Origin of the sequence: Micromonospora rosaria, assembly GCF_001567585.1 — a bacterium.
GTDB lineage: Bacteria > Actinomycetota > Actinomycetes > Mycobacteriales > Micromonosporaceae > Micromonospora > Micromonospora rosaria.
On sequence record NZ_LRQV01000087.1, the window covers coordinates 1 to 13,505 of the forward strand.

The window sequence follows — 13,505 nt, forward strand, 5'->3', positions numbered from 1 at the left end:
TCAGCCTCGCCTGCGCCCTCATCTGCTGGCGCCAACTCCAACGTTAGGAGTTCTAAGGGCTGAGCTGGTCCGCGCTTCGACCGAGTCTGAGTTGCAAGAGGTCGGGATCTACGAGTACCAGCATCCGCTCGCGGACGCTGTGGCGTACAAGGCGCGACTGGCGGACCTGTCGGACCGGATCAAGATCATGGCACGCGGCGACAGGGCGGTGCTCGCCAGCACCGGCTGGACGGTCAATGGCTCCGTGGCCGAAGGCCGCAAGATGCTCAGGGAATACACCAAGCTCATGCTGCGGGCCTACAACGCCGAGGCAGACAGTTGCGTGGCGAGGGTGCAACCACATCGGTTGCACACCACTGTTGAACGTCTCAACAAGGTCACGCACACGATCGCCCGGCTCGGCAGGACAATGGGAATCCACGTAGCGCCCGAGTATCACCAGCTACGGGTCCACGAGATCGAGCTGACTGCCGACTACCGCGCCAAGCTGGAGGAGGAGAAGGAGCGCATTCGCGAGGAGCGCGAGCGGCAGCGCGAAGAGCGTGCCGCCACGGCGGAGTTCGAGCGGGAAAGGGCGCGCCTGACCAAGGAGCAGTCCCACTATCTCGCCGCGCTCGCGAAGCTCCAAGCGAAGGGGGACATGTCCGGAGCCGCCGATCTGGAGGCCAAACTGGCCGAGATCGGCGAGGCGATTGTCGGCGTCGAGGCGAGACAGGCCAACGTCCGCGCCGGCTACGTGTACGTGATCTCGAACATCGGAGCATTCGGCCCGGGGATGGTCAAGATCGGCATGACCCGCAGGCTCGATCCGGAGGACAGGGTACGCGAACTGGGCGACGCGTCGGTTCCATTCAAGTTCGACACCCATGCCCTGATCTTCAGTGACGATGCCGTCGGACTCGAAGCCAAGCTGCACAACGCGCTGACCGAGCAGCGGGTAAACAAGGTCAACACACGCCGCGAGTTCTTCTACGCCAGCCCCGCACAGGTCCGCGACCTGCTCCAAGAGATCGCTGGCCAGCACCTGCTCGTCTACCACGAGGCCTCCGAAGCCCTGGAATGGCGCGCCAGCGGGGCACAGCAGCAGGAGACTCCACCGCCTTCGGCCCTCACGCCGGCCCCGGCCTGACACCTGGAGACACCATGGGTTTCTACCTGCGTACCAGTCTGCGTGCAGGGCCGTTCCGGCTCAACCTGTCCCCCTCCGGGATCGGCGTCTCCGCCGGTATACCGGGCTTTCGCGTTGGGGCCGGTCCTCGGGGCAACTACGTCCGAATAGGTGGCCGGGGGACTTACTACGCGAGCGCGCCCCGACTAGCGCAGATGCCTGCCGCACACCCACCTGGTCACAGCTCCCCTCCCGCACCACCGGTTGGTGGTGGCATCGCACTACGGGAGCTCGACGGCGCCTCCGTCCAGCAGCTCGTTGCCGCCCATCCGTCCGACATCGTCGCCCAGATCGTGGCGGCGTCGCGCCGGATGCCGATGTGGCCTTTCGCTGCTGGTGCCCTCGGCCTGCTCGTGTTGCTCACGGTGCCCTTCGGCCTGCTGCTGCTACTTCCCGTTGTTCCGGCCGTGGTCTGGCTCTACCTGCACGATCAGGCCCGGCGATCCGTCGTTGTCTTCTATCAAGTGGACGACGAACCGGCCGCTCGGTTCGAGCGGCTGGCCGCCGCACACGCACTCTCTCGCCAGGCTCACCGGTCATGGCACGTCGAGGCACAGGGAGACCTGATCACTCCATACCAACGAAAGGTGAACGCCGGTGCTGGCGCACTCGTCCGACGCAGCGTGTCGGCCCTGACCATCGCAGGTCCACCCGTCCTGGTCACCAACATCGCCGTCCCCACCCTGAGCGCTCGCAGCCGCTCCGTTCACTTTCTGCCCGACCGGGCGCTGGTTCGTCAGGGCAGCCACTACGCCGAACTGCCCTACTCCTCGCTGCGGGTAAGCGTTCAGGCTCAACGGTTCGTCGAAGCCGGGTCCGTTCCTGCCGACTCGCGCGTCGTCGACACCACCTGGCAGTACGCCAACGCCCGAGGCGGCCCGGACCGGCGCTTCAAGAACAACCGCCAGCTACCCGTGATGGAGTATGGCCGACTGACACTGAGCAACCCGCAGGGATTCCTCATGGTTTGGGACTTTTCCCGACCGGACGTCGCCTATGCGCTTGCCGCAGCCGTTCGCGCGATGAAGTGAGCTGTCTGTCACCTACCCGGCTATCCCGGGTGGGGCCAGGCTGAGCAGTCCGCAGCCGTACGCCTTGCCGTGGCCGATGCCCTGCCGCACCGCCTCCCGGAACGCCGCAGCATCGGTGACGATCAGGTGTCCCTCGAAACGGACCGGCTCGATGGTGACCGGGCCCTGGTCACCGGGGCGCGGCTGTCCGGTCTGGGTGAGGCACGGCGACGGGGACACGTCCGGAAGCCCGTTGTACGCGGTCGGCACCACGAACCCGTGCTGACCGCCCTTGCGGATCAGCCCCTCGATCTGCTCCTCGGGCTTGCGCCGGGCGACCCGCTGGCCCCGGGGCCGCACGCCGCCCTCGGGTCGGGGTTTGCCCCGGTCGGCGTACCGGACCACGGTCCGGGTCGGGTTGCCGACCAACCGGAAGGCGAAGCGCCGCCCGGGGGCGACGGCGTCGAGCAGCGGTGCCAGGCTGCGCACCTGGACCGGCTCGGTCAGGTAGTCGGCGGCCAGCCGGCCCCAGTCCGGTTTGGTGCTGCTCTGCACGTACTGGACGAACCCGCGGTGGACGCTGTCGAGTCGCCACAGGACGGCCTGGGCCTGTCGCGCCGGGGTGTCCTCGGGCAGGTCGGGATATCCGGACATGACGGTGCGGTGCATCTGCCGGAGGTCGGCGTGGTCCCGGCGGAAGTCGCGGGAGAACACGTTGACCGTCAGCTTGCTCAGGTACACGAGTCGTCCTTCTCGGTGATCAGGTCGGCGGTCAGCGGCACGGTTCCGGCGCGGACCGCGCGGGCGGCGTACCGGCGGTCGTCGGACACGAACGAGAGCGGAACGTCCATGCGCAGCTCGGCGGCCGGATCGGCCGGATCGCACTCGACCACCGTGCGCAGCGGGTCCCGGTCGGTACGCGCACGTTCGGCGGCCCGCACCTCGGCCCGGTCCTCCAGCCACGGGTGGGTGGCGAGGACACCGTCGAGCGGCTGTTCCGTCAGCCCCAGTCCGGTGTGCGCCTGCTCGTGGTGGCCGTTGGTGACCAGCGGGCGGGCCGGCGGAAAGGCCCGCCGGCCGAGGAAGAGCGGCCAGACCGGGGCCAGCAGCGCCTGGTGGATGCGGTCGAGCTGGTCGGGATCGTCGCACTCAAGGACGACGAGGAAGACGGCGTCGGCCAGGTAGTACCGGTGGCTCAGCGTGGTGCGGTGTCCACCGCCCGTCGTCGTCGGCACGTTCTGGGTGACGTGGTAGTCCCGTTCGAGGATGCCCTCCCGGTCGACCCGGACGCCCATCCGCAGCCCGCTCAGCTCGACGAGAGCCGCCGTGTCCTCGCGGGGGACGCCGCGAGCGGCGGCGAGCAGCCCGACGACCCCCGACTTGGTGGGCTCCCGTCCGGTGTCGCGGATGCTGGCTCGCGACCTGGTCCCCCACGACTGCATCGGGGCGTCGAGACAGATCGCGAGCGAATACGCCGGCACCGCCGTCAGACCTTCGTCGCGGCCAGCACCCGCGACACCAGTTCGTGCCGACTGGGCGCGACCTCCTTCTCGGGCAGCCCGGTCGTGTCAGCGGTGATCGAGGCGGCGACGACCGCCCGCACCTCGTCGTCGCCGTAGAAACGGCGTACCCGGTTGAAGTGGCCGAACAGCTTCTCCGTCGAGGTGACCATGATGTCGTGGCCGGTGACCGGCTTGAGGAACGCGTTCGACAGGTTCCAGGCGCCCCGGTCCCGGACCACCACCAGCAGCGTCTCGGGCGGGGTCAGCGCCGCCGTCGAGTTCTGCTTGCCGCTCGGCACGGCGTCGATGAACGCCTCCAGCCACGCCCGGGTCGCCCGCGCGACCAGTTCGGTGTCCCCGCGCAGGTTGGTGCTGAGCTGGTCGAGGTGCAGGTTGGCGTACCGGTAGTAGCAGGCGGAGTTGAAGTCGACCGTGCCGATCATGTCCGCGCCGGACTCGTCCTGCGGCTGGAGGTCGTCGACGGCGGTGTAGTAGTCGTACTCGTTGACCACCGCGTGGGTCGAGATCGCGTGCGCGACCTGGGACGCCGCGTTGACGTTGAAGTCCTTGTTGTCGGCGATCATGCGCCCGAAGAGCGCGACGTCGACCACGCGGCTGGCATCGAGGATCCGGGCCGCCGCTTCGAGGGTCGGCTTGTCCGGCTTGATCTTGCTTTTCTTCTCCTCGGCAGTGTCCGTCTTCTTCTTTTCGGCGGCCTTGGCCCTGGCTGCTGCGTCGGCGGCGAGGCGGTCCCAGTCGCGTTCGCAGTAGTCGGCGAGGAGGTCCACCGCCGCGTTGCCGACGAAGAGCAGGTACTCGGTGAGAGTGGTCCGCCGCTTGTCGAGCCCGAAGCCGAGGGCCAGCAGCGCGGACGAGGCGACCCCGACGGCCTCGTCGTAGTCCCGGCCGCGCCCGTCGGCGAGCAGTCTGGCGGTCTTGTCCACCAGCCGCTTGGTGCGGACGCCGGTCTCGGTCGCCTCCAGTCCGTACCGCTGGAAGAGCAGCCGGGCCGCCCGCTTCAGCGACTGGCTGGAGATGCGACCGCGTACCTGACCGCCGAAGGTGGCGGTCTTCGGCTGGCCGATGTCGTCGCGATTCAGGTTGCTGACCGGGAAGGACTGCAACAGGTGCAGCTCGATGATCATGTGTTCTCCAGGTTAGGCGTCGGCCGGTTCGGCGACAGTGAGGTCCGTCGGCTCTGTTTCGGCGGTGGTGGGCTGGTGCGTGCGCTGCGGCCGGTGGTAGTCCCGCGCCCAGCCCAACCGGATTTTCTGCGCCGCCTGGCCGGGGCCCTGCATCGTCACCAGGTCGGTGAGCAGGCGGTGGTAGTCGAGGGCGATGTCACCGGCCCGCAGGAGTTGGACCGTCTGACGGAGGTAGTGCGGCAGGCCGTCCAGGTCGACCGAGAGCAACTGGGTGAAGCGCCGGGCCGCCGAAGGACGACCGGCGACCAGGTCCCGCATGGCGGTGCCGAGCGACCTGTTCCGTGCCGTGTCGCCGTGCGGATGCAACGCGAACAGACCCGCGACCAGCAGCCACAGCTCCTGCTCCCGCTCCGGGGGCTGGTACGGGAAGACGACGTCGTACGCCTCGGCCTGCTGTCGCCCGCCGACGAAGGAGCGGCGTAGCCGGGCCAGGGTCTGCCGCGCCTCGCCGGACCTGCGGGGGTTGTCCGAGGTGACGGCGTAGTGCAGTCCGTACAGGCCGCGCACGAAGGCTTCCCGCCGCTGGTCGACGGTGAGCGTGTTCTCCATGGTGCCGTCTCCTACTCGACGTAGCGGGCGACGTAGCCGTGATACGCCGCGCCGTGGTAGCTGAGCTGGTCACGGAAGCGCCCGTGGCACAGGCCGGCGGCCTCCAGGTTGCGTCCCTGCCGGGGCGAGCCCTCCGCCCACCGCAGGGCGGCGGCCCCGGCGATCCGGTGTACCGCCTGCCGCCACCCGTCGGTGGCGGGCCTCGGGCTGGTCCCGGCGTCGAGCGCGCGGGCCAGGGCCTCCAGGAACACGTCGAAGGGCCGGGCCAGCAGCGGCCAGTACGCGAGGGCGAGCCCGGCGGACGCGGGTGCCCGGAACTGCGCCCGGTGCTCCCGATCCATCTGGTTGAGGGCGCTGCCGACCAGGTTGGCCAACTCGACGCTGTGCCCGATCACCGGCCCGGCGACCGGATGATCGGCACGGAGCAGGGTCACCGGCGCGGCGACGGTCTCCTCCAGGGCCTGCTGGACGACCGAACCCTTGCTGTCGAGTTGCTGCCCGAAGACCCGCAGGGTGTAGACCGCGTCACGGGGTATCACCTCGTCGAGGACAAGCTGCGCGACGTGGTCGAGGGTCATCGGCCGCTGCCAGTGCCGTTCCTCCGACCCGGACGGGGCGAGGAGCAGTTCCTGACTGAACCGCCACACTCCCCGGTGTTCCTGGAGCCGCACCGGATACCACGGTCCGTAGGTGGGTTTCGTCGTCTTGCCCCTGGTGGTCCGGCCGTCCCTGATCTTCGGCCGGCGGTGGGCCGCCATCCACTCGTTGTCCTGCGGCTCACCGGAGAGCCGGGTGCCGGGGGTGATCACCACCCGGTCGACGTACGTCTGGCCGTCGACCTGCCGGGGCACCAGCCACACCCGGCGGGACGGCCAGGTGAGCAGGTCGGTCCACCCCCTCGGGTGCCGTTGCTCCGGCTCCGGACGGGGCGGCGGGGCCTCCCACACCGGCCGGTCGGCGGGCCCGGTCCGGCGGGGGCGCTCCTCGGTCGGCAGGTACGGCATCAGGTTGAGCAGCAGGGTCTCCTTGAGCGTGCTGCCCTCCACCAGCACCATTCCCATGCCGTTGGCCGGGGCCGCCTGCGAGGACTTGTCCTTGTCGTACGGGGTCTTCATTCCGCCCGGGTCGTACGCCTGGAGGGTCACCAGCCAGCGGGCCGCCTCGGCGGGAGACAGGCGTACCTCGGTGGACGCGGTCGTGTGGTCGAAGAGGGTGGTGTTGTTCCCCGTCGCTCGGTGCGGCACGAGTTTCGCCGCGCTGGACGACGCGACCCCGGCAACCGCCGGGCACTGGAGAAACGGCCGCTCGTCGTCGAACAACTCGAAGTGGTCGGCCCGCAGCCGGGGCGTCGACTCCCCCGGCCAGGGTACGGACGGATCGGGCAAACTCTCCGCCGCCCACAGCCTGGCCCACTCCTTGGCGTTGGGTGGGCCGTAGACCCGGTGCATGAGGGCCAGGACCAGCCGGTGCAGCGCCGCCGTCATCGGCGGGGTCTGCCCGAGGATGCGCCGGATGCGGTGCGCCCGTGTCAGCAGCGTGACCAGGTCGACCTCGGGCGGTGGTGGTTCGTCGCCGTCGGCGGTCTCCAGCCAGACGACCGGCAGCCACGGCTGCGCGGTCAGGTTGAAACGCACAGGTTCATCCGTCCTGATCGTCGAGGTCGAGGGTCGTGTCCGGGTCGGTGATCCGCAGCCCGGTGACGTCGGAGTAGCGCACCGACAGGCCAGCGACCTCGCCCGCGCCGTCACGCACCACGACCGGCCGGGAGTCGGCGAGCCAGGGCGACGCGGCGAAGACCGGCGGTACGGCAACAGCGCGCAGCCTCTCCAGCACCACCGACGGGTTGCCCTCACCGGCGGTGACCCGGACCGTGGAGTCAAGCAGATCGGCGAGCAGTTCCAGGCCGGGTGCCTCCGCACCGGCGAGGTCGACGGGCGTTTTCCCCGTTACCGGCACCGTCCGGCCGTCCTCGACCCGCAGCACGACCACGTCGACCCGGTCGTCCGGGAGACCGTGGCCGCCGTACTCATCCATCACGGCGTCCCCGCCCGTCCGGCTTGCGGGTCTGGCCGGTGTACCTCGGGTGCGCGGTGAGGTCGAGCAGTGCGGTGGACCTGGTCGGCGGCGGGAGGAAGAGCGCTGCCGCCCTCTCCGTGTCGTCCTGCTGCGCCCGGTCGAGCTTCTCCTCCGCGAGTCGCCATCGCTTCTGCCACGCCTCCGGGTAGGCGATCCGGTCCGGGTCCGAGTAGACCGCGTCGACCAACTCCGGCACCTCGTCCGGCATTCGCAGGCACCGCCGGTCCCGGAGCAACGCCCAGGTCCGCAGCAGCACGATGTCCTGGTAGACGTGCGTGGTGTACGGCGGCCAGGTCGGGCCGGACGGCTTCTCGGTCACGCCGACCAGGGCGAGCGTCGGCGGCGACCCCGGATCGGTCCGGCGGAACCGGTGCAGTCGACCGGCCCGCTGGATCAGGCTGTCGACCGGGGCCAGGTCCGTGGCCATCGCGTCGAAGTCCAGGTCGAGGCTCTGCTCCAGGACCTGGGTGCCGACGACGACGTAGCCAGCTTCCGGTGCCCGGCTGCCGTCCCGGCCGAACAGGTCCCGCAACTCCTGCTCGACCTGTGCTCGCCGCGCCGCCGGCAGTTGGCCGGTGAGCGCCACGACCCGGGGGCGTTTCCCTTCGGGGTACGCCTCTGCCACCGCCGCTGTCAGCAGGTCGACCGTCTGCTCGACCCGCCGGACGAGGTTGTGCACGACCGCCACGCCGTGACCGCCGCTGACCTGCGTCAACACCCAGCCAATCAGCTCCTGGTCGGAGAGCCGCACCACATCGACCAGTCGGCCCGCGTTGGTGCTCGACGCCTCCGCCTGGACCACGTGGGGAACTCCCTGGTCGTCCAACCAGACCGCGTGCGGATAGTCCAGCTCGGGCAGCGTCAGCTCGACCTCGTCGGGACGGCACTGCCGGGCACCGGCGTACCAGTGGTGGAGCAGTTCAACCCGACGCTTCCGGGGCAGGGTGGCCGACAGCAGGATCACCGGTACGCCGAGCCGGCCCAGCCACCACAGCAGCCGGTCCAGGATCGTCGACATGTACACCTGGTAGCCGTGCACCTCGTCAAGGACGAGGACCCGGTTGGAGAGCCCGACCAGGGGTACCGGGGCCCACGGGGACCGGATGCCACCCTGGAGAACCCGGTCGACGGTCCCCACGGCCAGTGGCGCGAGCAGCGCCCTGAGCTTGGTGAACCACTCCCGTACCGCCGGGTCCTGGCCACCGGCGGGGCCGTCGATGCCGACGTCCTCCGGGGTGACCGGCTCGGACCGGGCCGTCCGGGCCCGCTGGTCGGCGAGATACTCGGCGGCGGTGCCGTGCAGCAGCTTGACGGAGAGCGTCGGGTCGAGGCCGGTCACCAGCGCGTCGACCTCGTCGAACATCTGGTTGCTGGTCGCCCTGGTGGGCATGGCGACGAAGAAGCCGGCCAGCCCCAGCCGGTGCACCAGGCCGAGGGTGGCCTGCAGGGCGGTCCTCGTCTTGCCTTCTCCGGTGGGCGCCTCGACGACGAGAATCCCCGGCCGCGTTCTGGTGGCCATCATCCGCTCGACGGCCCGTTGCAGGGGTCGGGGCTGCTGCCCGTACAACGTGTCGAAGCCCAGGTCACCGGCCGGCCGCCACCCGGACCACCCGAGCCGGCCCACCACCTGCTCGACCGCGCGGTCCCGCGCGACCGTGACGTACGCCACCAGGTCCACGTCGCTGCCGGCGTGCGTGGCCTTGCGGATGGACCCGGAGGCGATCCAGTCGCTCACCGTCGTCAGCCCGGCGAGCGCGACCGCACCGCCAGTGCCGATCGCCACCTCGGACCAGGCAACCGCACGCGGATCAGGCAACCCCAACAGCTCCGCCGTCCGGCAGAACAGTTCCTCGGCCCAGCGCGCCCACCGTTCGCCGCCGTGGTCCGGCACGGCCAGTTCGGCGTTGAGCAACACCTGTGGGGAGAAGTAACTGCCGTGGTGTCCACCGAGGGCCTGCGCCAGCGTCCGGGCCGTGTCGGGCGTCGCCCCCCAGCGGAGGAGGAACCTCCGCACGTGGTGGGCCGTCAGGACACCGTGGCGCGTGTCGGTACGACCGCCGCCTGTCCTGATCCGGCTCAGTCGCTCGGTCTGGGTCACCGCTTCGGGCGGCAGGAGCCTGGCCGCGACGTCCGCCCGTAGCGCCTGGAAGGCCGGGGAGAGCTTGCCGAGGTCGTGCAGTCCGCAGAGCAGGCCGACCCAGGCGGCGGGCCGGCCACCGAGCGGCCCGAAGGCAGCCGCCAGCTCCGCGCGACAAACGGCACTGAGCAACCGGTCGTAGAGCAGCTCGGCGACGACGGCGGTGTCGATGGTGTGGCAGATCAAAGGATGCGGGACGGTCTCCTCACCTTGTTTCGCCGCCCCCGCCTTGCCCCAGAAGAGTCGGGCGTCTATCCGGTCCTGCTTGGACACCACATCCGCCAATCAATCCCACAGAAGACCCGCGCCCGGCCCATCGACCTGTTCGCTTACCGGGAACGAGTGACGATGCCGTCAAGCAAGACCTTTACCAACTCATTTGTCAGGTACATGACAAATGCTCAATAAGTCGCTCGGCCTGAACGATGCATCAGGAACGCCCACCATCGATCTCCACGGCCGCTACTGTCGGCGCGGGCAATGCCCCTGCTCATAAGCGCCCGCCGCCAGTCCCGCAGGGCAGCCACACATCCCACATGAGCCCCGCGATGTCGGCGCTGTCGGCGAGATGCCGGTAGACCGGCAGCCAGAAGCCACGATCGCGGTTGGTCTTGCCCCAGACGAGACGGGCACTCGCACCGAGCCCCTGCCGGTCAGCCACGGAGGGGATAAAACCAAAGGGGTACGACACTCTGAGTCAGCTCCAGATCAGTCGACAGCGACTCGAACATGAACGTGAGCGCCTTGCACCCTCGTGAACGAGGCTCGGTTTCACGACGACACGGCCCCGCCGAAGATTCCCGGAAGCCATCCCGCAAGCGAGACGCACGGCCGCCCGAACCGATGCCATCCTGGACACGCCGCCGGTACGCTGAGCCGCCAAACCACGCCACGCGATCCACCACGCCACCCCTGACCGGAGATGATCTTGCAAAGCAAAGTGAATGAAAACAGCCGAGTTGATCTTTAATGCCCCAGGTCAGGAAGTCTCTTCCCCGCGCATGCGGGGGTGATCCGACGTCGGGGCGGGTCGACCAGGTGGGCGCGGCCTCTTCCCCGCGCATGCGGGGGTGATCCCGCGGGCACGGCCGGCAGCGGCCTGGTCAAGACCTCTTCCCCGCGCATGCGGGGGTGATCCCTGCATGTTGACCTGGTCGCGGAACCGGGCGGTCTCTTCCCCGCGCATGCGGGGGTGATCCCAGGAGGCGATCCGGAAGGCGGTGTGGCTGGGCTCTTCACCCCACGCGGGGCGGTTCGATAGGCATGGCGCCAACCCCTCGTGCGCTGGCGGCTGCCTACGCGCACGGGGGAGTTCGTCGATCTACGCATTACGAGTGCGTCGCCCTACATTCCCGCACGGTCCACCAGCGACCGCCACCCAGAGGGTCTTCGCGCCCCACCACGCAGCAATTCACTTACCCCTACGGCTGGCCCAGCCCTCAGTGCTCGGCGACGAAGACTCCTCGGCCGGGCCGCCCAACCAAAAGGCCCCGTTTGCGCAGCGTGGCCCAGGCTCGGTTGATCGTGGAGAGCGACACGTCGTACTCGTCGGCCAGCACGTGTCCGGCGGGGAGCTGAGCCCCCGGCGACCACTCACCTTCCTGGATACGCCTGACGAGATCATCGAGCAGTTCATCCATGGTGGGCGGGATAGGCACGGCGCAAGCCCCTTGCAGTCGGTTGGCCCCGCCAGTATCGATCCACGGCTGCGAGATAGGCAAAACACCTAAGCGAAATGCCACTCTTGACATAGGTGAGGACACTGCAAGCACTCTTGACACTTCCGACACATGCCCGTACCGTCGCTTTCAGTGATGGGGTGCCTGCGGTCGGTTGGCGCTTTCCGTGGTGGTGGCCCGTCACGTCGGCACTACTCCCCGCCCGGGACGGCCGGACCATCCCCCGGCCCGGCCGCCCCGGGGTCCCGAGACGCGCCCTGCCGCCGTACCGCCGATCGAGGCTGCGTCGGCAGGTCCACCCCCACCGACGATGGAAGGCGGCACCGAGATGCGACTCCTGCGCCGACTCCTGCCCGTACCCGATCCGGAGGCGCCGGACCGGCGCGGACCCGCCGGCCGCCACCGCGCGGCGGCCCACCAGGTGCCGTTGCGGCCGTGGCAGGTCCGGCACCGGTGGTTCACGGTACGGCGGCGCGGGCTCGACCCGGCCGAGGTGCAGGAGTTCCTGGACCGGGTGGCCGACGAGTTGAGCGTGGCGCAGGTCGCGGTGGCGGCGCTGCGGGAGGAGAACGCCCGGATCAAGGCGGCCCTGCGGCGCTGGCAGTCCGCCCAGGCCGCCGGCCACTACGAGTTGGCGGCCGGGCGGTGAGCGGCCGGAACGGCGGCCGGTGGGTCATCCACCTGCCGATCGGCGTACCCGATCTGCTCCGGGCCCGGGTCTTCGCACGGACCGCCACCCGGCTGCTGCTCCAGCTCAGCCGCACCGTGGACGTCGGCGAGGTGACCGTGTCCCGCGAGGACGAGCAGGGCGTACACCATCGGGTGTTCTGCGACCGGCTGCTGGCCGGCGGCGGCCGGTGCGCGCTGCCCACCGAGCACCGCGCGCCCTGCACCGCCCGCCGCAACCAGCGCAACGCCCGCGCCTGGTAGATGCGCGGCAGGGATCGACCGAAGACATCGACCTTGGTACGCCTGCCGTCGACCTCCGGCCGTTACCCCGGCGGTGGTCGGGGCTGGACAGTGGGGCGGTGACGCCACCCGGGAACCCGCAGACCGACCTCGACAGCCCGGCGGGGGCACCGGCGCGGGGACGGTTCCGCCGCGTCGCGCCGGTGCTCGCCCTGCTCGTGCTCGCCCCGTTCGCTGCCGAGTGCTCCTGGGGCGGCTTCACCGTGGTCGACTTTCCGCTGGTCGTGGCCTTCCTCGGCCCGTTGTACGGCGGCGCGGCGGTGCTGATCCGGGAGACCGCCCGCCGTACCGGTCGGGGCTGGCCGACGATCGTGCTGCTCGCCGCCGCGTTCGGCGTGGTCCAGGCCGGCCTGGTCGACCAGTCGCTGTTCAACCCGGGGTTCCTGGACGACACCGAGTTCGCCGGGGACCGGGCCGTCGCCGACCGGACCCGGGTACCGGTGCTCGACGTCAGCGTGCAGCAGGCGTTCAGCTTCCTCGGCAACCACGTGGCGCTGAGCATCTGCGCGCCGATCGCGATCGTCGAGTCGTTCGTCTCCCCGGACCGTCGGCACCGGCCCTGGCTGCGGTGGCCCGGCCTGCTCGTCGTCGGTGCGCTCTACCTGCTCGGCAGCCTGCTGATCTTCGCCGACGACACGGACGGCCGGAAGGGGTTCCAGCTCGGCACGGTTCAGCTCGCCGTCGCGGTGCTGGTGACGCTGGCGCTCGTCGTCGCCGCGCTGCTGCCCCGCTGGCGGCGCGACCACGACCAAGGCGACCACGACCAGCGCGACCACGACCGGCGCGACCGCCGCCGGTCGGTGCCGGCCCCGGGGCCGGTCGGGCGGGCGGTGGCACCGGGTCCGTGGTTGGTCACCCTGCTCGGCTACGCGCTGCACCTGACCGCCGACCTGGTGCCCGGCTGGCCGGGCGTGGCACTGCGGACGGTCTTCACCGGCGTGGTCGTCGCGCTGGTGGTCCGCTGGTCGCGGCGGCCCGGCTGGGAGCAGCGGCACGTGCTGGCCGGCTGGTCGGCCGGGGTGGTCGCCGCCGCCACGTTCGCGTACCTCGTGCCGCCGTACAAGCCCGCGCCGCCGGCCCTGGCGCTGCTCAGCGACGTCGCCGTCAGCGTGGTCGTGGCCGCCGTCGTACTCGGCGCGTACCTGCGGCTCCGCTCGACCCGGCCCCGCTCGACCCGGCTGCGGCCGGCGGCCGGCTCCCCGCCCTGAGC

14 protein-coding genes and 1 pseudogene are annotated in these 13,505 nt (G+C 70.4%); 6 read left to right on the top strand and 9 right to left on the bottom strand.

The annotated features are described in order from the left end of the window. The 3 genes and pseudogenes from AWW66_RS21020 to AWW66_RS32890 all read left to right on the top strand — a co-directional run. On the top strand, positions 1–1,129 hold a 1,129-nt coding region (locus AWW66_RS21020), incomplete at its 5' end, for an SNIPE associated domain-containing protein (RefSeq protein ID WP_157527655.1). Between the two features lie 14 nt (positions 1,130–1,143). Then, positions 1,144–1,278: pseudogene (locus AWW66_RS36515) on the top strand (DUF4236 domain-containing protein); the annotation flags it as partial. A gap of 45 nt (positions 1,279–1,323) precedes the next feature. Continuing rightward, positions 1,324–2,199, top strand: coding sequence for a hypothetical protein (locus AWW66_RS32890; protein ID WP_245648406.1), 876 nt, complete (start codon positions 1,324–1,326; stop codon positions 2,197–2,199). Between the two features lie 12 nt (positions 2,200–2,211). On the opposite strand, the gene cas6e is transcribed toward AWW66_RS32890, so the two are convergent. The 9 genes from cas6e to AWW66_RS21070 form a co-directional block, all read right to left on the bottom strand. Then, entirely contained in the window at positions 2,212–2,919 is a 708-nt protein-coding gene (gene cas6e / locus AWW66_RS21030) for a type I-E CRISPR-associated protein Cas6/Cse3/CasE (protein WP_067369211.1), read from the bottom strand. Continuing rightward, a complete protein-coding gene (gene cas5e / locus AWW66_RS21035) occupies positions 2,910–3,659 on the bottom strand; it encodes a type I-E CRISPR-associated protein Cas5/CasD (RefSeq protein ID WP_211272041.1) in 750 nt (249 codons plus the stop codon). Before cas5e ends, cas6e begins: the two co-directional genes overlap by 10 nt. Before the next feature lie 5 nt (positions 3,660–3,664). Continuing rightward, on the bottom strand, positions 3,665–4,825 hold the full coding sequence (gene cas7e, locus AWW66_RS21040; RefSeq protein ID WP_067369214.1) for a type I-E CRISPR-associated protein Cas7/Cse4/CasC: 1,161 nt from the start codon (positions 4,823–4,825) through the stop codon (positions 3,665–3,667). A 12-nt stretch (positions 4,826–4,837) separates the two neighbouring features. Next, on the bottom strand, positions 4,838–5,434 hold the full coding sequence (casB, locus tag AWW66_RS21045; protein ID WP_067369217.1) for a type I-E CRISPR-associated protein Cse2/CasB: 597 nt from the start codon (positions 5,432–5,434) through the stop codon (positions 4,838–4,840). Positions 5,435–5,445: 11 nt separating this feature from the next. Next, complete coding sequence (casA, locus tag AWW66_RS21050) at positions 5,446–7,068, bottom strand: type I-E CRISPR-associated protein Cse1/CasA (protein WP_067369220.1); 1,623 nt, start codon at positions 7,066–7,068, stop codon at positions 5,446–5,448. Between the two features lie 4 nt (positions 7,069–7,072). Beyond that, the gene (locus tag AWW66_RS34525; RefSeq protein WP_067369223.1) at positions 7,073–7,468 is read right to left on the bottom strand and encodes a hypothetical protein; all 396 of its coding nucleotides are present in this window, start codon (positions 7,466–7,468) and stop codon (positions 7,073–7,075) included. Then, on the bottom strand, positions 7,461–9,920 hold the full coding sequence (gene cas3, locus AWW66_RS21060) for a CRISPR-associated helicase Cas3' (RefSeq protein ID WP_169807147.1): 2,460 nt from the start codon (positions 9,918–9,920) through the stop codon (positions 7,461–7,463). The genes AWW66_RS34525 and cas3 overlap by 8 nt, the downstream gene beginning before the upstream one ends. A gap of 217 nt (positions 9,921–10,137) precedes the next feature. Then, positions 10,138–10,308, bottom strand: a complete 171-nt coding sequence (locus tag AWW66_RS34530; protein ID WP_169807148.1) for an HD domain-containing protein — start codon at positions 10,306–10,308, stop codon at positions 10,138–10,140. Between the two features lie 778 nt (positions 10,309–11,086). Further along, positions 11,087–11,305: a winged helix-turn-helix domain-containing protein gene (locus AWW66_RS21070; protein WP_067369229.1), complete on the bottom strand. Its 219-nt coding sequence runs from the start codon at positions 11,303–11,305 to the stop codon at positions 11,087–11,089. Between the two features lie 331 nt (positions 11,306–11,636). On the opposite strand from AWW66_RS21070, the gene AWW66_RS21075 reads away from it, so the two are divergent. The 3 genes from AWW66_RS21075 to AWW66_RS21085 all read left to right on the top strand — a co-directional run bounded on the left by AWW66_RS21075 (position 11,637) and on the right by AWW66_RS21085 (position 13,503). Beyond that, positions 11,637–11,975 (top strand): DivIVA domain-containing protein, encoded by a 339-nt coding sequence (locus AWW66_RS21075; RefSeq protein ID WP_245648407.1) that lies wholly within the window; start codon positions 11,637–11,639, stop codon positions 11,973–11,975. Continuing rightward, complete coding sequence (locus AWW66_RS21080) at positions 11,972–12,256, top strand: hypothetical protein (RefSeq protein WP_067369232.1); 285 nt, start codon at positions 11,972–11,974, stop codon at positions 12,254–12,256. Before AWW66_RS21075 ends, AWW66_RS21080 begins: the two co-directional genes overlap by 4 nt. A gap of 98 nt (positions 12,257–12,354) precedes the next feature. Beyond that, a complete protein-coding gene (locus tag AWW66_RS21085; protein ID WP_245648408.1) occupies positions 12,355–13,503 on the top strand; it encodes a hypothetical protein in 1,149 nt (382 codons plus the stop codon). Positions 13,504–13,505: the final 2 nt, after the last annotated feature.